Origin of the sequence: Vibrio scophthalmi LMG 19158, from assembly GCF_000222585.1 — a bacterium.
Lineage (GTDB): Bacteria > Pseudomonadota > Gammaproteobacteria > Enterobacterales > Vibrionaceae > Vibrio > Vibrio scophthalmi.
Genome location: NZ_AFWE01000182.1, coordinates 98710 through 122371, shown reverse-complemented (window position 1 = coordinate 122371; position 23662 = coordinate 98710). Strand labels below are relative to the sequence as shown.

22 protein-coding genes are annotated in these 23662 nt (G+C 44.6%); 9 read left to right on the top strand and 13 right to left on the bottom strand.

The annotated features are described in order from the left end of the window. The first annotated feature begins 5 nt into the window (after positions 1-5). Positions 6-446: a MarR family winged helix-turn-helix transcriptional regulator gene (locus RH88_RS15205; protein ID WP_005597584.1), complete on the top strand. Its 441-nt coding sequence runs from the start codon at positions 6-8 to the stop codon at positions 444-446. Between the two features lie 308 nt (positions 447-754). Continuing rightward, the gene (locus RH88_RS22775; protein WP_005597583.1) at positions 755-1366 is read left to right on the top strand and encodes an outer membrane protein; all 612 of its coding nucleotides are present in this window, start codon (positions 755-757) and stop codon (positions 1364-1366) included. Positions 1367-1440: 74 nt separating this feature from the next. Here RH88_RS22775 and hutH read toward each other — a convergent pair whose 3' ends face one another. The 5 genes from hutH to hutC all read right to left on the bottom strand — a co-directional run bounded on the left by hutH (position 1441) and on the right by hutC (position 7769). Next, on the bottom strand, positions 1441-2973 hold the full coding sequence (gene hutH, locus RH88_RS15195; RefSeq protein WP_005597582.1) for a histidine ammonia-lyase: 1533 nt from the start codon (positions 2971-2973) through the stop codon (positions 1441-1443). Between the two features lie 2 nt (positions 2974-2975). Then, positions 2976-4670: a urocanate hydratase gene (gene hutU / locus RH88_RS15190; RefSeq protein ID WP_005597581.1), complete on the bottom strand. Its 1695-nt coding sequence runs from the start codon at positions 4668-4670 to the stop codon at positions 2976-2978. A 20-nt stretch (positions 4671-4690) separates the two neighbouring features. Further along, on the bottom strand, positions 4691-5689 hold the full coding sequence (gene hutG, locus RH88_RS15185) for a formimidoylglutamase (RefSeq protein WP_005597580.1): 999 nt from the start codon (positions 5687-5689) through the stop codon (positions 4691-4693). Beyond that, positions 5682-6953 (bottom strand): imidazolonepropionase, encoded by a 1272-nt coding sequence (hutI, locus tag RH88_RS15180; RefSeq protein WP_005597579.1) that lies wholly within the window; start codon positions 6951-6953, stop codon positions 5682-5684. Before hutI ends, hutG begins: the two co-directional genes overlap by 8 nt. Before the next feature lie 102 nt (positions 6954-7055). After that, a complete protein-coding gene (gene hutC / locus RH88_RS15175) occupies positions 7056-7769 on the bottom strand; it encodes a histidine utilization repressor (RefSeq protein WP_005597578.1) in 714 nt (237 codons plus the stop codon). A 233-nt stretch (positions 7770-8002) separates the two neighbouring features. On the opposite strand from hutC, the gene RH88_RS15170 reads away from it, so the two are divergent. Beyond that, positions 8003-8746, top strand: coding sequence for a sporulation protein (locus RH88_RS15170; protein WP_005597577.1), 744 nt, complete (start codon positions 8003-8005; stop codon positions 8744-8746). 10 nt (positions 8747-8756) lie between these two features. On the opposite strand, the gene RH88_RS15165 is transcribed toward RH88_RS15170, so the two are convergent. Next, positions 8757-9731, bottom strand: a complete 975-nt coding sequence (locus RH88_RS15165; RefSeq protein ID WP_005597576.1) for a DUF3187 family protein — start codon at positions 9729-9731, stop codon at positions 8757-8759. Between the two features lie 133 nt (positions 9732-9864). Beyond that, positions 9865-10641, bottom strand: coding sequence for a RelA/SpoT domain-containing protein (locus tag RH88_RS15160; RefSeq protein WP_005597575.1), 777 nt, complete (start codon positions 10639-10641; stop codon positions 9865-9867). 331 nt (positions 10642-10972) lie between these two features. On the opposite strand from RH88_RS15160, the gene RH88_RS15155 reads away from it, so the two are divergent. After that, positions 10973-11620, top strand: a complete 648-nt coding sequence (locus RH88_RS15155) for a thiopurine S-methyltransferase (protein ID WP_005597574.1) — start codon at positions 10973-10975, stop codon at positions 11618-11620. Between the two features lie 76 nt (positions 11621-11696). Here the strand turns inward: RH88_RS15155 and purT are convergent, their stop codons facing one another. Then, entirely contained in the window at positions 11697-12872 is a 1176-nt protein-coding gene (purT, locus tag RH88_RS15150; protein ID WP_005597573.1) for a formate-dependent phosphoribosylglycinamide formyltransferase, read from the bottom strand. A gap of 242 nt (positions 12873-13114) precedes the next feature. Here purT and RH88_RS15145 point away from each other — a divergent pair, with 242 nt between their 5' ends. From RH88_RS15145 to RH88_RS15130, 4 genes are all read left to right on the top strand, one after another. Further along, positions 13115-14533 (top strand): SLC13 family permease, encoded by a 1419-nt coding sequence (locus tag RH88_RS15145; protein WP_005597572.1) that lies wholly within the window; start codon positions 13115-13117, stop codon positions 14531-14533. 3 nt (positions 14534-14536) lie between these two features. Further along, on the top strand, positions 14537-15859 hold the full coding sequence (locus RH88_RS15140) for an ATP-binding protein (protein ID WP_005597571.1): 1323 nt from the start codon (positions 14537-14539) through the stop codon (positions 15857-15859). Between the two features lies 1 nt (position 15860). Next, positions 15861-16334 carry a response regulator gene (locus RH88_RS15135; RefSeq protein ID WP_005597570.1) on the top strand — a complete coding sequence of 158 codons (474 nt, stop codon included), beginning with the start codon at positions 15861-15863 and terminating at the stop codon, positions 16332-16334. A 271-nt stretch (positions 16335-16605) separates the two neighbouring features. Further along, positions 16606-17817, top strand: coding sequence for a cyclic di-GMP phosphodiesterase (locus tag RH88_RS15130; protein ID WP_005597569.1), 1212 nt, complete (start codon positions 16606-16608; stop codon positions 17815-17817). 106 nt (positions 17818-17923) lie between these two features. Here RH88_RS15130 and cdd read toward each other — a convergent pair whose 3' ends face one another. The 5 genes from cdd to RH88_RS15105 form a co-directional block, all read right to left on the bottom strand. Continuing rightward, positions 17924-18811, bottom strand: coding sequence for a cytidine deaminase (gene cdd, locus RH88_RS15125; protein ID WP_005597567.1), 888 nt, complete (start codon positions 18809-18811; stop codon positions 17924-17926). A gap of 187 nt (positions 18812-18998) precedes the next feature. After that, the gene (locus tag RH88_RS15120; RefSeq protein WP_005597565.1) at positions 18999-19676 is read right to left on the bottom strand and encodes a CidB/LrgB family autolysis modulator; all 678 of its coding nucleotides are present in this window, start codon (positions 19674-19676) and stop codon (positions 18999-19001) included. Beyond that, positions 19676-20041: a CidA/LrgA family protein gene (locus RH88_RS15115; RefSeq protein WP_005597563.1), complete on the bottom strand. Its 366-nt coding sequence runs from the start codon at positions 20039-20041 to the stop codon at positions 19676-19678. Before RH88_RS15115 ends, RH88_RS15120 begins: the two co-directional genes overlap by 1 nt. A gap of 43 nt (positions 20042-20084) precedes the next feature. Continuing rightward, entirely contained in the window at positions 20085-21509 is a 1425-nt protein-coding gene (sbcB, locus tag RH88_RS15110) for an exodeoxyribonuclease I (protein WP_005597561.1), read from the bottom strand. Positions 21510-21729: 220 nt separating this feature from the next. Next, the gene (locus tag RH88_RS15105; RefSeq protein ID WP_005597559.1) at positions 21730-22107 is read right to left on the bottom strand and encodes a RidA family protein; all 378 of its coding nucleotides are present in this window, start codon (positions 22105-22107) and stop codon (positions 21730-21732) included. 309 nt (positions 22108-22416) lie between these two features. Here RH88_RS15105 and RH88_RS15100 point away from each other — a divergent pair, with 309 nt between their 5' ends. Further along, complete coding sequence (locus RH88_RS15100) at positions 22417-23493, top strand: serine hydrolase domain-containing protein (RefSeq protein ID WP_005597557.1); 1077 nt, start codon at positions 22417-22419, stop codon at positions 23491-23493. Positions 23494-23662 lie beyond the last annotated feature (169 nt).

Genomic DNA, 23662 nt, shown 5'->3' with positions numbered 1-23662 from the left:
TAAATATGAAATACCCTCAAACGAAAGCATTTGGTTTAATTGCTAACATGGTAGCAAATAAAAGTCGAATGGAGTTTAGCCGCGAACTTAAAAAACAAGGTGTATCTATTAAGCCAGAGCAATCTTACATGATTAGTTTGGCTGCTAAAAACAATGGTTCGGTGGCTATGTCAGAGTTTACAAAAGATGCTGACTTTTTGGGCGATAAATCCCGCGTTAGTAAAATGATTAAAGAGTTAATCGATAGTGGATATTGTATTAGACAAGAAGACCCTGACGACAGGCGATATATGATGCTGAAGTTGACTAACTTAGGGTTAGAAACTGAAAAAAAGATAGCAGAAGCCTATAAAATACGGTTTTCAGTAATTAGCAGTGAATTTTCAGATCACGAATTGGAGGAGTTTCGGGCGTACCTATTACGCTTTTTGAATATACTTTCGTGAAAAATAATTGTTTTACTTTTGTAACGTAATTTCCCTCATGTAATATTCTTGTTGATTTTATTTTGTATCTCATCAATTGCATCTCTAGTTAAGTTCATATCCCTGCTTGATTTGATTTTTATATGCAGCGGCTTTAATTAAATGGTTATTTTTTTGTAGTAGCAGATGTTTAAATTATGTTTTAGTTATGGTTTTTTAGTGATGCTGTTCTGAAAAAAATGTTGAATCGTATCAAAAACGAACAGTTGCATATCGAAACTGTCGCCATATACTACTTTTTGTTCATATGTGAATAGAAGGAAGTATTTGTGAAAACTATATTAGCAACCATGGCTCTTGTAGCATCAGTAAGTGTATCTGCCAATGACCGCGAAGGGTTTTATCTAGGAGCGAATTTAGGGCATACGGAAATTGACATTAATGATACGTCTATAGTGTCAGAAGATAATAATTATTATGCTATTCAGGTTGGTTACCAATTTCAGGCTGTTCCTGATTCTAATTTTTATATTGGAGTTGAGGCTGAATACCAAGATCTTGGTGATATTAAGATTGAAGGAAAAACTAACTCCAATAAGTCTTATAGCCTCAAGGCCGATTCTATTTCATTCGGTTTGAATGTAAAACCTAAATACTATGTGGATAATTTCTATATTTTAGGCATTGCAGGAATTCATTTCGCAAATGCGGATCATGATTTTTTTCTACAAGATAATAAATTGAATTACACATCAAGCGGGCCTTTGACGGGCATCGCAGTTACGTTCGGAGTCGAGGCCGGCTACGAATTTCGTAATTTCAATCTAGGTGTGGGTATTCGAGGTACTGCGGAGGACTATGAATACGACAATCATCACGTATCTCTAGACTTGGAACAAGATTCACAGCAAATTTATGCTAACCTTGGTTACCGATTTTAATCGTTAAGTAGCACCTGTATGAGAAAGTACCTGTTAATCCAGGTACTTTTTAGTTTAAAAATAAGATTAAATCTCTAGATGCTCATAAAGATGTTCGAAGGAATAAGATCATGATGAATGGCTTGTTTTAATAAGCGATTCGCGCGTTCAATGTCCGTTGCAAAATAGCGGTCTTTATCATAAAAGGCGACTTGTTCGCGTAGGCGGCGCTTGGCTTCTTCGATTCTTGGAGAGGATTTTAGCGGGGCTCTAAAGTCTAACCCTTGTGCGGCCGCAAGATATTCCACAGCTAAAATGCCACGGGTGTTTTCGGCCATATCACGCAAACGTCGGCCGGCGAATGTGGCCATTGAAACGTGATCTTCTTGGTTAGCCGAAGTTGGTAAGCTATCAATGGAGGCGGGGTGAGCTAGAGTTTTGTTTTCACTCGCTAATGCCGCGGCAGTGACTTGGGCAATCATAAAGCCAGAATTAACCCCGCCATTATCGACCAAAAACGGTGGTAACTTACTTAATGCACTGTCAATAAGTAGAGCCATGCGTCTTTCCGACAAGCTGCCGATTTCGGCAATCGCCAGCGCAAGGTTGTCCGCCGACATCGCGACAGGTTCTGCATGAAAATTACCGCCTGAAATAATATCACCATCATCGGCAAAAACCAGTGGGTTATCTGAAACAGAATTGGCTTCCACTTGTAGAGTTTCAGCGGCATGGCGAATTTGTTGCAGGCACGCCCCCATCACTTGAGGTTGGCAGCGTAAAGAGTAGGGATCTTGAACCTTTTCACATTGGTTGTGCGATGTACCGATGTCACTGTGGTTATCGAGTAAGTATCGATAAGCGGCGGCGGCATCCATTTGGGTGCGATGACCACGAACACGATGAATGCGAGGATCAAACGGTTTTCGGCTACCGAGTGCGGCCTCAACCGACATCGCACCGCAGACGGTTGCTGAGGCAAACAGATCTTCTGCAGCGAATAGCCCCTCTAACGCGAAGGCTGTCGATGCTTGGGTGCCATTCAATAACGCCAAACCTTCTTTGGGGGCGAGTGTAATCGGTTGTAAACCCGCTATATTGAGCGCTTCAGCGCCCGAGATAATTTTGCCATTGTGACGAGCTTGTCCTTCGCCCAATAATATGGTGCTCATATGGGCGAGTGGAGCAAGGTCCCCCGACGCGCCGACCGAGCCTTTTTGCGGCACGCAAGGGTAAACTTGAGTGTTAACTAATTCGATTAGAGCTTGAATCACCGATAAGCGAATACCGGAATAGCCCCGTGCAAGACTGTTAATTTTAAGCACCATCATCAAACGTACGGTTTCATCGGCCATCAATTGTCCAATACCGGCGGCGTGAGACAAGACAATGCTTTTTTGCAGAATTTCCAGATCTTGTGGTTCGATTCGCGTATTTGCTAGCAGGCCAAATCCGGTATTGATCCCATACACGGTGCGTCCTTGCGCAATGACTTGTTCTACTACTTGGGTACTTTGTTCAATATCGGCAACGCTGGCGTTATCAAGGCTTAAATTGACGGGGCTACGGCTGATTTGGCGTAGTTGGGATAAGCTTAAATGACCAGGATTAAGAACTAAGTTTAACATCACTATTCTCCTAGCTCGTGTGAGGAATGATTCATCATGGGTAAGTCCAACTGTTGCTCAGCGGCGCATTGTTTGGCGATATCATATCCAGCGTCAGCATGGCGCATGACGCCCGTTGCGGGATCATTGTGGAGCACACGAGCAATGCGGCGAGCTGCATCGTCGCTGCCATCACAACAAATCACCATTCCAGAATGTTGTGAGAAGCCCATACCCACACCACCACCATGATGCAGAGAAACCCAAGTTGCCCCGCTAGCGGTATTAAGTAGTGCATTTAACAGTGGCCAATCGGATACCGCATCGGAGCCGTCAAGCATTGATTCTGTTTCTCGATTGGGACTGGCGACGGAGCCCGAATCCAAATGATCTCGACCAATCACAATTGGTGCTTTTAGTTCACCGCTTTTTACCATGGCGTTAAAAGCTTGGCCTAAACGCTCGCGATCTTTAAGGCCAACCCAACATATACGAGCGGGTAGTCCTTGGAATTGAATCCGCTCACGCGCCATATCGAGCCAGTTATGCAAATGAGGATCGTCAGGAATCAGTTGTTTTACTTTTTGGTCAGTCTTGTAAATATCCTCAGGGTCACCGGAGAGCGCCGCCCAACGGAACGGGCCGATGCCTTGGCAAAAGAGTGGTCGAATATAAGCGGGGACAAAACCGGGGAAATCAAACGCATTCGCGACTCCTTGTTCGAGAGCCATTTGACGGATGTTGTTGCCATAATCAAGCGTTGCTGCGCCGCGAGATTGCAGTATCAGCATCGCTTTGACTTGTTCTGCCATCGACGCTTTAGCTGCGTTCACCACTTTTTCCTCATCTTGCAAACGCATTTTAGCTGCGTATTCCATGCTCCAACCTTGCGGTAAATAGCCGTTAAGTGGATCGTGCGCTGAGGTTTGGTCTGTCACCACATCTGGCGTGATATTGCGCTCAACCAATCGAGCGTAAACATCTGCAGCATTGCCGACTAAGCCGACTGAAATTGGCGCCGTAGCCTGCTCAATGATTCTCAGTGCTTCATCGAGCGTGGTGGCTTTCTTATCAACGTAGCCAGTGCGCAGACGATAGTCGATACGCGATTCGTCACATTCAACCGCCAACATCGAAAATCCTGCCATGGTTGCGGCAAGGGGTTGCGCACCGCCCATGCCACCTAAACCGCCAGTGAGAATCCAACGGCCTTCACTCGTTCCGGTAAAATGTTGTTTTGCAATCGCGACGAAGGTTTCATAAGTGCCTTGTACGATGCCCTGTGAACCGATGTAGATCCAACTTCCCGCCGTCATCTGGCCGTACATCATTAAACCTTGCTTATCGAGTTGATTGAAATGCTGCCAATTGGCCCAATGCGGAACCAGATTTGAGTTGGCGATCAGAACGCGAGGGGCATCTTTATGGGTGGGGAATACGCCAACAGGTTTACCCGATTGCACCAGCAGGGTTTGGTCTTCTTCGAGTCTCTCTAGCACTTCAACGATTTTGTCGTAGCAAGCCCAGTTACGAGCCGCGCGACCAATGCCACCATACACCACTAAAGCGTGGGGGTGTTCTGCCACATCTGGATCGAGATTATTCATCAGCATTCTCAACGGGGCTTCAGTCATCCATGAACGAGCACGGAGTTGTGTGCCATGCGGCGCGTGAATGGTTCGTTGAGTATCAAGACGCGTATCGCTTTGTTCCGGCATAACAAATTCCTTGTGGTGATCTATTTTTCAGAGAAAGCGTTGGCAATATCCCAGCATAACCTTGCGGCTAATCGGGCTGTTTGGCTGTCGATATCATAGGTCGGGTTATATTCAGCGATATCTGCAATCACCAACTTATCTTTGTAATGTAAGATGCGATCGAGAAATAGATTAAGTGTGTCTAGACTGATGCCTCGTGCGGCGGGGGCGCTGACGCCGGGTGCAATCGCCGCGGGGAAGACATCCAAATCGATGGTGAGATAGATAGCATCGCAATTATCGATAAAGTGCTGCAGTTGCGTTAGATGGTAAACATGATTGAGATGAGAGAGATCTTTGTCTTCGACATACCATACATTGAGCGCATCAGCGCGTTGAAACAAAGCTTTGGTATTGCAGGCCCGACTCACCCCTAAACAGGCATAATGAAACGGCCACTGTTTTTGCTGACAATAGTTGGCGATTTGCTGAAAAGGGGTGCCAGAACTGGGTTTTATCGCGGCGCTGGTGTGCTCAAAAGTGCGTAAATCGAAATGTGCATCAAAATTGATGATGCCAATTCTGGGGATTTGATTTGGCGTGTTTTTTTCAAAGTATCGGGCTAATCCTTGAAATGATGCCCAAGCGACTTCGTGCCCGCCACCTAAGGTGATCACAGGCGTTGTGCTCAGGGCTTTGGCAATAATATCTGCACAGTCAGATTGGGCTTTTTCAAGTAAGTCATCGTCACAGACAACATTGCCTAAATCGATCAGTTTTGTGGGTTGGTGCCAGGCCATATTGCCCAGTGCTCGGCGGATCAAATCAGGAGCTTTTCGCGCGCCAATACGGCCTTTATTACGCGCTACGCCTGCATCACAGGCAAATCCTAGTATGCTAACCGCCTTGCTGGTGGCAGGAAGGTCTTTGACCTGCATCGGTTCAATAATTTGATGAATGCGAAGGCCATCAGCGCCATCTTCTTCATCCATTCGGCCTTGCCAATGGAATTCTTGCTGAGTGCTGGGTGGATTAGGCATAGCTTATTGCTCCCTTGACTAATCGCGCGTACAAACGTGGTACGCCTTGCAAATAACTGAACTCGGCAGGATGCTCGACATCCCAAATAGCAATATCGGCGTCAAACCCAACTTGGATCTGTCCGCGAGACTGACTAACACCAAGCGCCTGTGCGGCATGCTGTGTGACACCACGTAGCGCTTCTTCTGGTGTTAAACCAAAAAGAGTACAGGCCATATTCATCATCATAGTTAAATCTGCGAAAGGTGAGGTGCCGGGGTTTAAATCGGTAGCCAGCGCGATCGGAATGTTATATTGACGCAGTAGTGCCACGGGTGGTTTTTGATTTTCGTTGAGGAAGTAGAACGCGCCGGGTAATAGCGTGGCGACTGTCCCTGCTTGAGCTATCGCTTGCACGCCGGTTTCATCGAGATATTCCAAATGATCGACTGACAAGCCATTGAACTTGGCGGTTAAGGCACTTCCTCCAAGATTGGACAGTTGCTCAGTATGGCCTTTGATGCCCAATTGATACTGGGATGCCGCCAAAAAAATACGTTCCGTTTGCGCTAAATTGAAGCCTATCGATTCGCAGAAGACATCAACGCTGGTGGCGAGCCCCAATTCGGCGACCGTGGGGATCATTTCCTCGCAAATCAGATCGACGTATCGCTCTGGCTGGTGTTTAAATTCGCTTGGTACGGTGTGAGCGGCTAATAACGTGGTGGAGATTCGAATCGCACGATGGTCTTGTAATTGTTTCGCTGCACGCAACATTTTAAGCTCATCGTTGAGCGCTAATCCGTAGCCGGATTTCACCTCAACCGTTGTCACGCCGCGACCAATCAAACCATCTAAACGGGGCAATGCTAAATCAACTAATTGTTGCTCGCTGGCTTGGCGAGTGGCGGCAACGGTGGAGAGGATGCCGCCACCTTGTTCGGCGATTTTTTGATACGGCATGCCTTGCAAGCGCATTTCAAATTCATCCGCGCGATTACCAGCGTAAACCAAATGGGTGTGACAATCGATAAAGCCGGGAGTGAGCAGTCTGTTTTGGCAATCAATGTATTGTTTTGCGTTTGCTGCGAGAGGCTGAGAGGTGAGTGCGGCGATTTTACCGTCGCGTAGATACAAATAAGCGTTAGAATTTATGGCGTAACCGTGTTTGCCGGGCTGCATAGAAACGATGCGCGCATTGAGGAATGCTACATCAAATTCGGTGGTCTTTGATGCCGATGCGATAGCCCTGTTTCGCGGTTGCCTATTCTTTTGCTTATCCATAACAAACCATAGATTGTAATGTATATACAAATAATGGTTTTGAACGGGTTATTGATCAAGTTGTGTTTGGTTAAATTGTGATCAAATACAAAGGGTAAGCGACTAAATCAAGTTAATTGTTGAGCTTAATTTGTAGCGAAATGCGGGATGATATAACAGAGCGCTGCTAACGAGTTGTTGCCCACTCCAAGTACGGCGATGGAGCAATAAGCAGGGTTCATGGTGTGCCATTTTTAGCTGTTCTAATATTTTTGAGTTAGCAATAATCGCTTCAACACTGTGTTCGATAGAGCTTAATGGGCATGATTTAAAAAGATACTCCGTCGGAGTGAATTGCTTGAAGTCTTGTTGCAAGTATTCAGGGGCGCACAGGGGGTTAACCCAACGCTTTTCGAGTTGGATTGGCTGATTATCCGCAAGGTGGAGGATCTCGCTGTAATAGACGTTCGCGCCTAGTTTTATACCCAGTTTGGTTGCTGTCGCTTCATCGGCAACAAGTTGCTTTTGCTGCAATATCTGATTGCTGTAGTGCTTGCCTCTAGCGATGATTTCATCGGCGATGTTACGAATGTCCGCCAAAGGGGATTCGGATTTTTCAGCGGGTTGACAGACGAAAGTGCCCAAACGAGGGGTACGCTCTAAGCGACCTTCGTTGACTAAATCACGAATGGCTTTGTTGACGGTCATCCGACTGACGTTAAATTGCTCAGTGAGCTCAAGTTCCGTCGCAATACGATCGCCAGTTGCCCAGTGACCAGAGTCAATTTGCTCGACAATGTAGGATTTAATTTGTTGATATAGCGGGCGTTGAGACATAGTAGATTCATTAAAAAATTGACTATACAAATGTAGTGCTCGCAACTAGATAAATGCAAGTGTTGGTTGGAAATTAGCCAAACGAATGAGACAAGGCTCAATCTAATGGTAAAGCACTTGCTTGACTCCAGCCAGATATGAGATACCCATTAATGAAAAACAGTCGAGATAAAAACAATCAATAAAGTCTCAAAGCAAAGTTTATTAAAGCAAAGTTTAGTAAAGGAAAGTTCATGTTTGGAAAGTTAAAAGCCTCTTTAGGTATTGGCGCAGCCAAAGTCGATACTGTTTTAGACAGTGCGTTTGTCTATCAGGGTGACATGCTAAAGGGGACGGTCCATATTCAAGGCGGTGAGGTTGATCAGCACATTGATGCTATCAGTCTAAAATTATGCACAGAAGTTAAAGTGGAATCCGACGAAGGAGTCAGTTATCAGGCGTTTTTGTTGGGCCGATTGCAAGCAGTGCAACCTTTCGTTATCGGTGCGAACCAACATAAGCAAGTGCTTTTTGAATTGAAACTGGATGACGAAACGCCAATCACCGCTTTAAATGCACGTAAGAATCAGTGTCATGTATGGCTTGAAACAACGTTGGATATCGATTTCGCAATTGACCCTAAAGATCGTGACTTTGTCGAAGTAAGACCGCTGGCTGTGGTCTCAAAAGTGATTGCGGCTATCGAGCAAGGCGGATTTTCAATGGTTAAAGCGGATGTTGAAAAAGGCTTTTTGCGAGGACAAAACTTCAGTTCTAAATCAGGTTGTTATCAAGAAATTGAATTTAGCAACAACGCCTTTATCAATAAAAAAGAGATCGAGTTGTCGTTTGTTTTGGAAGGAGCTTGGGTGCATTGTTTGGCAGAAGTGGATCGTTCACTTGGTATGCGTGGAGATCAATATCTCTCATTTAGCTTGGCAAAAACAGCATCAGATGATGAGGTGAGATCCGCTGTGGCGCGTGTTCTCGCGATCTAGCGACCCACGTTCAATGATGTGTGCTAAAACGGTACCGATAAGCGAGCGTAAAGGCGACGTCGGTACTGTTGTCAGCATTAATACCATTCTCAATAACAGAAAATTCGATTGCTGAGCTGCGCATTTGATAACGATAGCCGAGGGTAAATTCCGTCGCGATGTCGGCAAAGCTGCCATCGTCATCTACGATCCCCTCGTATAGTGAAACTTGCGCGACCACAAAATGATGCTCAAACCATTGATAACGGTAACTCATGCCCGTGCTCCAATTGTTCGAGCGATAGGGCATATGGGTAAAGTTGGTTGGCGTATCACGAAAAGTTTGGCTCAACGTTGCGTCAAAACCATGTTTGCCACGGCGATAACCATAGTTAACTTGAATGGCTTGCTCCCAATCACTATGGGCAAAGATCGCCTGCCCGATATCGCTGTAATAGAGACTTGCTCCGAGTGAAACCCCGTGATGTTGGCTTTGATACAGTTGATATTGTAAATAACCGAATAGGCCTTGGCTGAACACTTCGCCACGAAAGTCTCGTTGTTCAATTTGATATTCAGGCATATCGATTACGAAGCGGTGTTTAGCAACCTCATCCCGACCGTTTTGATCAATCGAAAACCAATCATGAAAATCCATGATAAAAGAGTCTAAATGATTATTGGCAGCGTAATTCCAGCGATAACCTAACTCTGCTTGCCATAGCGGTGAAAGCTGCCATTTCCCTCCGAGTTGGAGCTGATTTTGGTAGTAGTCGAGTTGGTATTTGTCATTATTTGCCCAAATGCTAGCGAGAGTGAACGAACCATGAAGTTCAACCTCTTGCTGAGGCAGCGAAAAGCCAGAGCGTAATTGCGGCGCTAATCCATTGGTGATAAACGGGGATTGCGCGTACGTCTGCAATGGGCCGTAATCAACATCTATATCTTCTAGAGCATGGCTGCATGCCGATCCAATCGCTAACACGATGAAGTAAATCGCTTTCACTCCAACCTCACACTTATTTTTATTGTTCTTGATAAAACTATAGTTTAAGAATGTGTATGCAGTGAAATTGATGGAAATAAAAACAGGCTGTTAAGACAGCCTGTTTAGAAGGAAGAGAATACTTAGTGGCTGATTAAGCAGCGCTTAAGCGTGTGGTTATATAGGGCTGCCAAGCGTCTTGGTAGAGTTGGCGAGATTGGCGACGCATATTGTCAATTTGTGCGGTTTCAAACTGGCTAAGTGCACGCTGCTGGTGGTCAGCATTACGTTCAATACGTTGGATTTGCTCATACAGTTTATGCTCAGGGCCTGATTTTACATCGGCGATGGCTTTAAGATGGAGCTGAACTTCGGCGATTAAGTTGGTTTTTGGTAGTTGAACCAACACATTTAGATCGCGGTAGCCTGATGCTGCTGGTTGTTTAAAGCGGTTTTTCACACGTACAATCGTTGTTTCACGATCCAGAACTTCAAAGACTTCCATTAGGCTAGCCACATCATCAGCAACGATGGTTGCGCGGGCTAAATCGGTAATACGGTTTACTTGGCCATCTAACTCTAAAGCGACTTTTTCTTTTGCTCTTTGAGATGATTTAACACCAGCAAAATAGGCTTCGGTGTTGGTTAATAGGGCTGTACTTTTACAGATGGTTTCAAGTTCGAATTGTGCCTGATGCGCTTTGCTATAGAGCACATCAAAGTCACTGTAGGGTTGATTTGGAGTTTGGTTAGTCGATTTGATGCCGTACAAGCCACTTAAATTGTGCTTGAAGGCTTTCGAACAGACTTGATTTTGATTCGCGCTGCGACTGCCGTCATTACTTGGCGCTGCCACTGGAATCGCGGCAAAAGCTGGGGCGCGGCTTAGCATCAATAGCATCAGTGCCGTCGTGCGCAGGAATAAGCTCATTCACTCTCCTCAGAATTGTCGTTACTTAGAAAAAAGGGCAACTAAAGGCATAGCTACTAAGTAAAACAGTCTGTATATCCAAGTTCATCACTTGGTATATACCCTTTATGGGGGCAAGTGTTTGGAACTCAATCTTAACAGATTGTTATCGTTCAAAAGTTTTAACTTGCTCTCATTTCTGTGTAATTTGAGTCGCTTAACCTCAGTTAGTTCAGCCAAAGAATGTAACTAAGTATATCGACTCTAGATGAACAGAATCTGAAGGGAATGTTTAAATTTGGTCAGCTTTTGGTTAGGCTTAGCGCTTAAAAGTCAGCTGAGAAAAATTATAATGAACGATCCAGAGTTTTGGCACAACAAATGGGCCTCTAATCAAATTGGTTTTCACCTTGATGATGTCAACCCGCTGCTTATTCAATACTGGCCAATGACCAATCCAAGCTCAAGCGATAGTGTCTTTGTTCCTTTGTGTGGTAAGTCTGAAGATTTGGTTTGGCTTGCGACAAAGCATCAGGATGTACAGGGGGTAGAGCTTAGCAATATTGCGGTTAGAGCTTTTTTCGCCGAGCATTTTTATACACCGATGGTAATGCCTGTTGGAGGGCAACATGAACTGTTTCAGTTTGATGAGCTGTCCATTTATATCGGTGATTACTTTACGGCGCCAATCAAACCGGTTGATATCATTTATGATCGTGCGGCATTAATTGCATTGCCTGAAACGATGAGAGATGAATACGTCGCTTGTTTGAAAACACGTTTGAAGTCAGGTGGTCGTATTTTGTTGGTGAGCCTTGATTACCCGCAAGAAGAAATGGCGGGTCCTCCGTTCTCAGTACCGGAGCAAGAAGTGCTGCGTCATTTTAGTGAATTTAAAGTCACTAAGCTGTATCGCGATGAAGCGGATGAGAATCACCCTAAAAGAGCTCAAAAAGGCTTGTCTCGTTTTGCTGAGGAAGTCTATTTAATCGAGAGTTGATTTCGGGTTGGATTAAAATGAATAACGCTTGCCACTCGGCAAGCGTTTTTTGTTTAAATCGTGGATGGGTGATGAATTAGTAGATCACCTTAACTTTACTGGCTGCCTCAACCGCATCTTCGATCGCTTGCTCGATACTATCACGACGCGTAATCGCCACACCTAAACGACGGCGGCCGTCGATATCAGGCTTACCAAACAGGCGCAGTTGCGTTTGCGGGGCAGAAAGTGCATCAGCCATGCCTTCAAAACGGAGGTTGTTTGACGTACCTTGACCAAGGATTACCGCAGAAGCAGCTGGGCCTAATTGAGCGATGGTTGAAATCGGCATACCCGTAAAGGCGCGTACATGTAGGGCAAATTCAGACATTTCTTGCGACATCAATGTGACTAAGCCTGTGTCGTGCGGGCGAGGAGAGACTTCATTAAAGATCACCGTATCGCCTTTGATAAACAGCTCAACACCAAAAATACCGTATCCGCCTAAAGCATCGACGACTTTACCTGCTGCATGTTGCGCTGCTTTTAATGCCGCAATCGACATCAATTGTGGTTGCCAGGATTCACGGTAATCGCCATCTTCTTGGCGATGACCTATCGGTGCACAAAAATGAATGCCATCAACAGCGCGAACCGTTAAAAGGGTGATTTCATAGTCAAAGTCGATAAAGCCTTCCACGATGACACGGCCAGCACCAGTGCGGCCACCTTCTTGGGCGTAATGCCATGCGGTTTCAACATCTGCGACCGTTTTAATAACGCTCTGGCCTTTGCCTGATGAACTCATTACGGGTTTGCAGACACACGGAATCCCAACCGCTTCAATTGCCGCCACGAAATCATCATAGTTATCAGCAAAACGATAAGGAGATGTGGTCAGTTGTAGCTCTTCAGCGGCAAGACGACGAATGCCTTCGCGGTTCATGGTCAGCTTGGTTGCCTTCGCCGTCGGTACCACGTTAAGACCTTGCGCTTCCAGTTCAACCAGTTTGTCAGTCGCAATGGCTTCAATTTCTGGAACGACATAAGCAGGTTGTTCTTTGGCAATAATCTCAGCCAGCGCGTCTCCATCCAGCATATCCAGCACATAACTACGATGAGCTACCTGCATCGCAGGGGCATTAGGGTAGCGATCACAGGCGATCACTTCTAATCCTAAACGGTGACATTCGATAGCGACTTCTTTACCTAGTTCACCAGAACCAAGCAGAAGAACACGGGTAGAGTTTTCACAAGTAGCGGTGCCAAACATACATAACCTTTCATCTAAAGATATCGAGAACTGGCACGAATCATACTGGATTAAACACAAAAAGCAACGTTGCTTTTGTTGTTGATTGCACGGCTAATTACTTGTAAAACAAGACATGAAGCACAGTTTTATGAGTAGGGTATTTTTGAATGAATATTCATTGATCTAAAGCTACGTTTCGCTGCAAAAACAAGCGGATGATACGGGTTCACTATTAAAATCTCAGGAAGAGTTGTGACGTTATGCGTTCTTATTTTAAATATATAATCCCGGTGGTGATCCCACTGTTGATTCTTTTAATGCCGTTAAGTGCGTTCCCGTTTGAAGGGATTACTATTCTCCAGCAGCGCGTGATTGCCATTTTCTTACTCGCAGCTTTATGTTGGGTACTAGAACCCATTCCAATCTATGCCACGTCAGTGCTGATTATTGTGCTTGAGCTATTGATGCTATCGGATAAAGGTTTAATCTTTTTCCGCCTTGCCCAAGACGCCCCCCAGTTTGGTGAACTGCTTAAATACAATGAAATAATGGCCACCTTTGCCAGCCCTATTATCATGCTATTTTTGGGTGGTTTTTTCCTTGCAATGGCGGCGACCAAATATCGTCTAGACGTCAACTTAGCACGTGTTCTTCTCAAACCATTTGGTCGTGACCCAAAATACGTCATGCTGGGTTTGATGCTCATCACCGCCATTTTCTCGATGTTTATGTCTAACACGGCAACGACGGCGATGATGCTCTCTATCTTAACGCCGGTGATTGCGGTTTTTGGTCCTAAAGATCCAGGAAGAATTGCATTTGCATTATGTATTCCAGTTGCCGCAAACATTGGTGGTATCGGTACGCCAATCGGCACGCCACCCAATGCGATTGCGTTAAAATACTTGGTCGGAGAGAACTACATTTCGTTCGGTGAATGGATGGCCTTTGGTGTGCCATTTGTCATCGTGATGATGGCGCTGGCTTGGTTCCTGATTAATCATCTTTACAGTGCGGAACAAAAGACGATTGATCTTGATATTAAAGGCAAATTCCTAAAAACGCCGAAAGCAATCGTGGTTTACATAACCTTCGGCCTAACGATTTTGTTGTGGCTGATGGGATCAAGTCATGGCATGAACTCTTATACAGTGGCGCTAATACCGGTCGCGGTGTTCTCATTGACGGGCATTATTAATAAAGAAGACTTGAAAAAAATATCGTGGGATGTGTTGTGGCTTGTTTCAGGCGGTATTGCTTTGGGTCTTGCGCTTGATAAAACCGGTCTTGCCCGTGAAGTGGTGCATAGCATCCCATTCGATGAATACTCGCCATATGTTGTGCTATTTGGTGCAGCCTTCTTGTGTTTGTTGATGGCAAACTTTATGTCCCACACTGCAACGGCCAACTTGCTGATGCCGATCATGGCAGCACTTGGTGCTTCAATGACCTCTTTGGCACCACTAGGTGGCGAAGTGACTCTCATTCTTGTGGTGACTTTTGCCGCATCATTAGGGATGTCGTTGCCAATCAGTACACCACCAAATGCTTTGGCTCATGCCACTGGTAATGTACAAAGCAATCAAATGGCACGTGTTGGCGTCGTATTGGGTGTTGTTGGCGTCGCATTGAGTTTTGTGTTGGTTTGGGTGCTTCACTTTGTCGGTCATATTGGCTAAGTGATGTATCAAGCAGATTTAAAGACTCTCATTGAACGCTATTTTAGCCAGCCTGAGCGTATCGTGCTGGTGGAAGCTGGGTGCACCCTGATTGAGCAAGACGGATCCAATGAACGTCTTTTCTATGTGTTAAATGGTGAGTTAGGCGGCTACTTTAGCGAAAATGGTGAAGATCTCACACAAGTTTTTTCTGCCGGACAGGGCGCTTTTATTGGTGTGCACAGTTTTTTCTCTGGTACGTGGACGGCCTCTTCAACGGTCATCGCGAAAAGTGATGTTGAACTGGCATGGATTGATCGAAATACCCAAGCGGTAGAAGAGGAGAACTATGGGCCTTTGACAGCTCAATTCACGCCAGTGATTGTCAACGAGTTATCGAGAAGGCAGCGAAGAGTGACACAAGAAGCATTGGCGAAAGAGAAGGCTTTGCAAAAGCTCAATTTGGCTGAGCAGATGACCACTCTAGGTCAATTAGCCGCAGGGATTGCTCATGAGCTAAACAATGCAATTGGTGTGGTGAGCAGCAAATCAGAGCGGCTAGAAAATGTCATCATGTCTCTATTAGAAGAGGTTCACCCAGAAGCAAGTCAGTTCTTTGATTACGGCTTAATGCACGGGCAAAAAGTGTCGTCAAGTGAAGCGCGAAGTCGAGGCAAGCAACTTGAACAACGCTATGGCTTGGACAAGCTTATAGCGAAAGAATTAGCGCGTGCGCTGCCGAATGAGTCGATTTCGTCGCATTGGTTAAAGAACCCTCATGAAGCGATAAAATACTGGCAAATGGGGCGTGATCTGCATGATTTACGCATTGCTTCGAAGCATACTGTTGGCATTGTAAAGTCGGTGAAGCAGTTAGGTAGAGCCGATGTTGAAACCGTTGAAGAGATCGATATAAACGAAAGCATTAACCGCGCAGTTTCATTATTGCAAAGTGATCTTCGTCGTGTCGCTGTGCGTATCCGGCCAGCCACATTGCCACTTTTTGTAGGTTCGCAAACGGAGTTGGTTCAAGTATGGGTAAACATTATTAAAAATGCCTGTGATGCAATGCTTGATGTTGATGAACCGGAAATAGAGATCCAAACAAGACACAGTAAAAATCGAATCTTAATCACCATTGCCAATAATGGCCCTGAAATAGATTCATCAACAAGACGCAAAATATTTGATCCAAACTTTACCACCAAGAAGGGCGGTTTATCGTTTGGTTTAGGGTTAGGGTTATCCATTGTGAGAAGAATTATTTCAGGCTACGGCGGAAGCATTGCGGTCAAGAGTGATGCAGACCTAACGATATTCAGAATTAAATTACCGATTGAGGATTAATATGGACAAGCTTAATGTAATTTGTGTTGATGACCAACGTGAGGTTCTTAGTGCCGTATTGCAAGATCTTGAGCCATTAACTGCTTGGTTAAATATCGAAGATTGTGAATCTGCTGACGAAGTGCTGCAGCTTATGGATGATCTCGATGCAGAAGGTGAGTACATTGCGCTGATTGTCTCTGATCATGTCATGCCGGGAAAAACGGGGGTTGAATTACTTTCAGAAGTGCAGCAAGACCGTCGTTTTGCTCATACTAAAAAGATATTGCTGACCGGGCAAGCGACACATACCGATACTATCAATGCCATTAATGCGGCGGGTATCAATCAGTATTTTGAAAAACCATGGCAAGCAGACGTATTGGTTGATGCAATTAAACGCTTGGTAACAATGTATATTTTTGATGTAGGTCTGGATTATACCGAATTGCATAGTCATCTTGATCAGCAAGTGGTATTGGAACGTTTAAGATAATAATGTGACCGCGTTAAATATTTTAACTTTGAAATGTAAAGTATGCTTTTTTAGGTGAATGTAGAAACCAAGGGCTTAGTAAGTCCTTGGTTTTATTGCGGGAATTGGAATGGTTTGTGATACACTTTCAATAATCTGCGCAACAGATTTTGTTGTTTTTGCGATATTTGCACAGAAAAGAACCAAATAGAAAATAAATTAAGGCAATGTTTGCGCGAGCGTAATATAATTCTCGCCGACTTATAATAATGATTTGAAGAATATTGTCTTGATGAAATACGATCCTAATAAATCAATTAAAATTTCAATAGACACCTTATCTATTGGCATGTTTGTAACAGCAATAGAGCACAGTAAGCGCGTTAATCTAGCTAACGCTGGACGTGTCGCAAGCGATAAGGCGATCGATCAATTAAGACAGGGTAACGTAAAGTTTGCTTGGGTTGACCGCGAGTTATCCGCTGAAGGGTGCGAGTTCAAGCCAGTAGACGTTTCAGCCTCCAATCCAATCCCAAATCAAATCGTCTCTCCTGCGGCTACGACACCGAAAAGAAGTAGCCGATTTTCTCAGCAGCAGCGCGCCTCAAAAATTATTCGTGAAGCGAAAGGGCTTGCCCATAAGCTGATTAATCAAACTTTTGAAGGCAAAGTGATTGATGTTGCTGACATCGATAACTGGGCAGATGACCTGATTGAATCGGTGCTAACCGATTCAGATGCCTTGCAGTGTGTTTCTGCCTTACGTAACAAAGACAAATATCTGCTTGAGCACTCGGTTAATGTGGCCTGCTTATTAGTCAGTTTCGGCCAACATTTGAAGTTGCCCAAAGAGACGTTAAAACATATGGCCATCGGCGGTATTATCCATGATGTTGGTAAAATAAAAGTTGACGATGAAGTGCTGCATAAACCAGCTCGCTTGACGCCTGAAGAGTTTGAGCACATGAAATTACATCAGGTTTACGCCAAGCAAATTATTACTAACGTTAAAGGACTGAGTGATATTTCTCGCGATGTTTGTTTGATGCACCATGAAAAATTAGATGGTAAGGGTTACCCTTCAGGTCTTGCTGGTGAGCAAATTCCAATACATGGTCGTATGAGTTGTATTGTCGATATATACGATGCACTCACATCAGATCGTTGTTATAAAAAGGGCATGAGTTCGGCAGAAGCATTTAAAATTTTGCTGAGTTTAACGCCTCATCATCTGGATAAAGATCTTGTCTATAAGTTTATTAACTGTATCGGCATCTATCCGGTAGGATCGATTGTAGAATTGAGTGATGGTCGTGTTGGGATTGTTTGGACATCCAATTTAGATGAACCGTTAAAACCCGAAGTAAAATGTTTCTATTCACGTAAGTATAAGCGCTATGTTGATGTGGCTTACATCGATCTTAAGCATGCACCGATTAAAATTGAACGAGCGATTGCGCCGCACAATTTAGAAGTCGATGCGACTCCCTTCTTTGATTTGTAACATCACTGTATTGCTGTAGGCATATAAAACGGTTGATACAGAAAAGGCGCATAATGCGCCTTTTTGTTGTTTGTTATCGAGGAGTGAACCTTCCTGAAAACAGTGCTTATACTGCTAGGTAAGCCAGTGGAATATCCGGATCAACCGCATCCAATGTTGCCTGAGTATAGGCAAGATGGCTGATGCTACCGTCAACCAATTCAGCTAATGCTGCCGATTCAATATCCGCTAGTTGTTGTTTGTCTAAAAGTAATTGAACCATCGCGACTTGCAGTGGTGGTAGGCTAGGGTTAAATGCGGCGTTTTCAGCATAAGCACCGATATATTCCTTACCATCTTTCATACGCAGTGCCACACCACTTAGGTTTTGGCTATATGGAGCATGACTACGATTCAGTGCGGCAAGTGCTTTAACAACTAAAGGATCGTTTTCATCACTCTGTTTGCCGTGATCGACTGTGGTCATCAGGCCTGATTCAATTCCTAAATCACTTGGGCCAAAAGATTCTGGCAGGTATTCTTGCAAGGTTTTTTCGTCACGTTGTGGTAATTGCACCACCAACTCTTGAGCCGTGCTTAGTTCATTCATAAACTGTCGGCAGTGACCACAAGGGCTAAAGTTGATGGTGATATCTGAAATGCCTTGTTCGCCTTTCATCCATGCGTGACTAATGGCTGATTGTTCAGCGTGAACAGTTTGACCAAGTTGAGCGCCAATAATTTCCATATTTGCACCGAAGTACAACTTACCCGATAGGCCACGAACAATCGCACCGACGTAAAAGTTAGAGATAGGTGCGTAAGAGTAGGCAGCCGCAAAAGGAAGCAGGGCAACACGTAACTCAGCGTCTTCTAATCCTGATAGTTCGAGTAGTTTATCAAATTGCTCACAGCTCAATGTAGCGTCATAGTTGTCCGCTAGTAGGATAGGTGCGAGATATTCGGCAACGTTCGATGGAATATCAGCCAGCGCTTGTTCGATACGGCTTCTCATAGTGAATCCTTGTTAGATCAGTCATTCGCTCTTAGTTAATACAGCTAAGGCGTTGGCTACCCATTTTATGATCGAAAAGAGATATTTCCGAGATTTAAATCACATTAATTAATGCAACAGCGTTTAACATTTCACAATTAGAGTGAGGTCACACTATGCGACCTCACTAATGGGGGCGAACTTCGGATTAACCGTGCAGCCAAACCGCGAAAGCAAAGAACATGGGCGCTAAAACTGAGGTTAAAACGCCGCACAACACCAACGCAAGCGAACTAAACGCAGCATCTTCACCGTCTTTTTCAGCGCAAGTAGCGGTCCCAAGCGCATGGGAAACCGTTCCCATGGTTAAGCCTTTAGCAATAGGGTGGGTGATGTTCAGTAAGTTATAAATTGGATAGGCGAGAATGGCCCCAAACAAGCCAACAATCAGCACTAATATTGCAGCAATTGCAGGTTCGCCGCCCAAATTACGCGAGACTTCCATTGCGATGGGTGTGGTTACAGATTTACCCAATAGGCTAGCAATCAGCGACATGTCTGCTTGCATGTAGACTGCGATAACACTGGCAGTAAACATCGACATGACGGAGCCTACACTACATGCCAACATGATGATGCGCCAATTGGCACGGATCTGTGGTAACTGTTCGTAAAGTGGGTAAGCTAATGCCACCACAGCAGGTTGCAGTAAAAAACTGATCCATTGATTGTCGGCATAATAGGTTTCGAACGGAATTTTGCAAAATATCAATAGCGGGATCAAAATGCCAATACTGATCAGCAAGGGATTCATCAGGGGTGTATTGCATTTACGGCTTAGCCAACGGGCGAAGAAAAACACCACGACAGTAACAATCAACCACATTATTTGTTCCCCTTCTTAAGTAAGCGATCAAGAAAGAGCCCGAGAGTCACCAGAACGATCAGCGTACCACCAACAGCACTGGCCAAAATTGGCAGCGCGTTATGGATTAGGGTGTCGAAGTGTTCCATTAAGCCAACACTGATAGGAACAAACAGCAAAATCATGTAACGGATAAACAAGTTAGCACTCGGCTTAACCCAATCCGATGAGACAAGGCCACTGGCCATTAAAGCAAAAAGGATTAGCATACCAATGATGCTACCAGGTATTGATGTACCAACCAGTTGTTGGATATTGGTGCCCGCAAGTAAGCAGAGGAAGATTAACCCCATGGATACTGCGTATTTTAAAAACGTTTTAGCCATATTTTTAGCCGTAAGCGAAGAACGGTGTTGAAGAGCTTGTCGATTACGAAACAAGCTTCTCTACGTATTGATACACAGATTTTAATAGAGTGATTTTCTTTGTATCACTTTCATGTTCGTGAACTAAGTTTTCAAAATTTAGCATGTACTCGTCCATGCGACTTTGGAAGTAGTCCTGGCAGTGGCTATTCCAACGAAGTTGTTCTTGCTCGGTGAGTGTCCATGGGAAGTTACGCGCACGATAACGGAACAATAGCGGTTCGATACGCGCATCGCTGAAGGTGATATCAAGCGCCGCTAAGTGCTCAGGTTCGGTTTGACGAACAATGTCCATCGCAGCGCGATCCGCGGGTGAAAAGAATCCATCATAGAGTTGAGTATCAACGTCAGCGCTCTTTTCATATTCGCGTTCAACAGCGAACAAGCCAATCAATTTTTCTCGGATCTCTGGGTGTTGACGGAGCACTTGTAAGTTTTGTAAGCACTGTTCACGATCGATACCAATCTTGTCGGCATTTTCTGCCGTCAGTGTTTTCGCAGGGGCAAGAATCGGACATTTGTTCAAATGCACCAGCTTCACAGGAACGGGCAACTCATCAGGAGCCAAATCACTGTGTTTGGTATATAGGCGCTCTTTCAACGCATTCTCATCCAGATCGAACAATACTTGCGGATCTTTGGCGAGATCAACCACGATAACTGCATTTTTATTGGTTGGGTGCCAAGCGACAGGCACAATCCAGCTGGTATAGTTGCATTCACGGCCAAGCATTCCCGAGACATGCATCAGCGGGGTCATATTGACGATATCGACCAATTCGTTGAGCTTGCGCTTATGACGCATGGTAAGGAAGTAATCAAACAGTTTTGGTTGTGCGGCTTTGATTTTTTTTGCCAGTTCGATTGTGGCGATAACATCAGCCATCGCATCGTGCGCATTGGCGTGTTCAATGCCGTTTGCCACAGAAAGGTGCTCAAGTTTGAAGCTAATATAGCCTTCGTCGTTTTCTGGCCATTCAATACCTTCAGGGCGTAAAGCATGGCAAGCACGCATCACATCGAGTAAGTCCCAACGTGAGTTACCGTTTTGCCAGCTCCACGCATAAGGGTCAAAGAAATTGCGGTAACAAGTATAGCGCGTTACTTCGTCATCAAAACGAATACTATTGTAACCAAGGCTAATCGTGTTTGGCGTTGCCAATTGTTCATGAATTTGGCGGATAAATTCAGGCTCGATCAGGCCTTTACTTGCAGCCAGTTGGGGAGAAATGCCGGTAATCAGTGCCGCTTCCACTCCTGGCAAATAGTCTGAGGGTGGTTGGCAATAGATGACAAGAGGCTCGCCAATAATATTAAAGTCCATGTCCGTGCGTACACCCGCAAATTGGCTTGGGCGATCTTTGGCTGGGCTGGTTCCCCACGTTTCATAATCGAAGAAGAAAAACGTCGGTTGGTGCTCTTGTTGCATGCTATCTACCATGGTTTAAAGGCTTTTTTACTATTAGACCACTGAGTGGTGCGCTTAGCAATCAAGTCGCGAGAGTTCGGCTACCTTTGTGTGCCTTCTAAGCGTAGCAGCCTGCAGACTTAGCTTCTTGTTATGTTAATGAGTAACAACGAAAGGAAGCCAAATTCAAGATAGGTCGAGGGGAAAAACCACTAACCCCATCAGGGTTAGTGGCAAATGATCACGCTTGAAGCGCTATGGTGGCTTCTATTTCAATATGCAGATCAGAATCAAATAGGTGTGACACTTCGACCAGCGAACAAGCTGGCAAATAGCCTTGGTAAAAATCGGAAAGAATTTCACGAATATGGGGCAGTTTGCTGATATCACGCACGAATACCGTCAATTTAATCAAATCACTGCGAGAGCGTTTTTCTTGCTCTAAAATGGCGCCAAGTTGCGCTAACACTGCTTTGCTTTGTTCAATCAAATTTGCCTTTTGATCGGGAGTACCAAAGGCGGTCAAACCCGAAACATACAGCGTATCATTGTGCTTTGTCGCGTGAACGTAGGGTCCAGCCGCGCTTGGCAAACACTCATAATTAATCCTTTGTACCACTTTATTTCCTTACCTTAGAAAGTTGCCTTACACGTGTGATGATAACGGTCAATGTTCGTGTGAATTCAGCACGTGAAAGTAGCAACAAAAGCCAAATATGCGCTTGATTGTGTCATAGGTGAGATTAAATAAATTTGAGAGCCGTCATGATAACGCGATGAAAAATAGCGATTTTCATACCAAGTTGGCGCAAAGATACCGTTGGCGTGTTGAAAATGATTTCAGATGTGACTCTCAAAGGCACGCGTTATTGTCAACTTATATGCATTTACCAATATGATGGCGGTAGTCGATTTATAAGGATCTATCATGCAACAGTTTAGCGGCATATTTACAATGTTGATGTTGTCTTTTGTCATCCTATCGGGTGACGCAGCAGCAAGAGAGTTCAATAAAAGCAAGTTAGACGATTACCTTTCCTCACTGAATGATAAAAATAAGGTGATGCTTAGCATCGAAATTACGGAGAGAGGCGCAGTAACGTATCGTAATCAAACCGGTTACGTTGATATAAAAGAGCATTTTTTCACCCAAGATGAATACATTCCCGCGAGCCCAAATACACGTTATAAAATCGCCTCAATAACCAAAACCTTTACCGCGACACTCATCTTTCAATTGATCGAGCAGGGAAAACTGCAACTATCAACGCCTTTATCGCAGTTCTATCCGCAAGTACCTAATGCTGAAAACATTACTGTAGATGACTTGCTCTCTCATCACAGCGGAATCGTCAATTTTCTTGATCAGGAAGCGTTTTATAGCAATATCAAAAGTGACTATACGCTTGCTGGATTGGTTGAGTTAATTGCCAGCTATCCGGCCCGTCCTTACGCGATGAGAGATTTTCGCTATTCCAATTCAAATTACATTTTGCTAACGGGGATTATTGAACAGGTAACAGGCAACACATACGAACACGCGCTATACCAGCAGATTATCGACCCACTTAAACTCAGTGATACTCAGTATTGCTCGGGAGCGAAAGGATGTGAAGGCTACGCACAATCGTATATTCACTATGAACAAGGCATTGTGACTGCCGAAGAATGGCCTAAAACAACGTTAATGGGCGCCGGTGGGATGACATCGACGCCGAAAGATCTCAACCGATTTAATACCGCATTGTATCAAGGTAAGCTAATTTCTGAAGCGTCACTTAAATACATGAAAGGGGAGATGGATTATCGCGGTAAAGGTTTAGAAGAGATCTATTTCCATTCCCGAACACTTGTTGGGCACGGTGGTTTGCTCGAAGGTTTTAGGACACTGCTTGCTTATCTTGAAGACGACGCGTTGAGTATCGCGATTGCGTGTAATTTGAATGACATGGAATTGAGGATCCTACTGATTGAGATACTTGATATCTACTATGAATCAGAGTGAATGTGTACTGGCGTGTTGCAGCCGGTGCGAAATACATTATAAAGAGACCGCTATTATGGCGCTTAGTTGCATGAATATAAGACTCTGCCACACTGGGTAAACCATCACATTTATACTTGCCTGATAAAGGGAAAGTGTGTCCGGATATGGAGAATGATGGTACTGTACT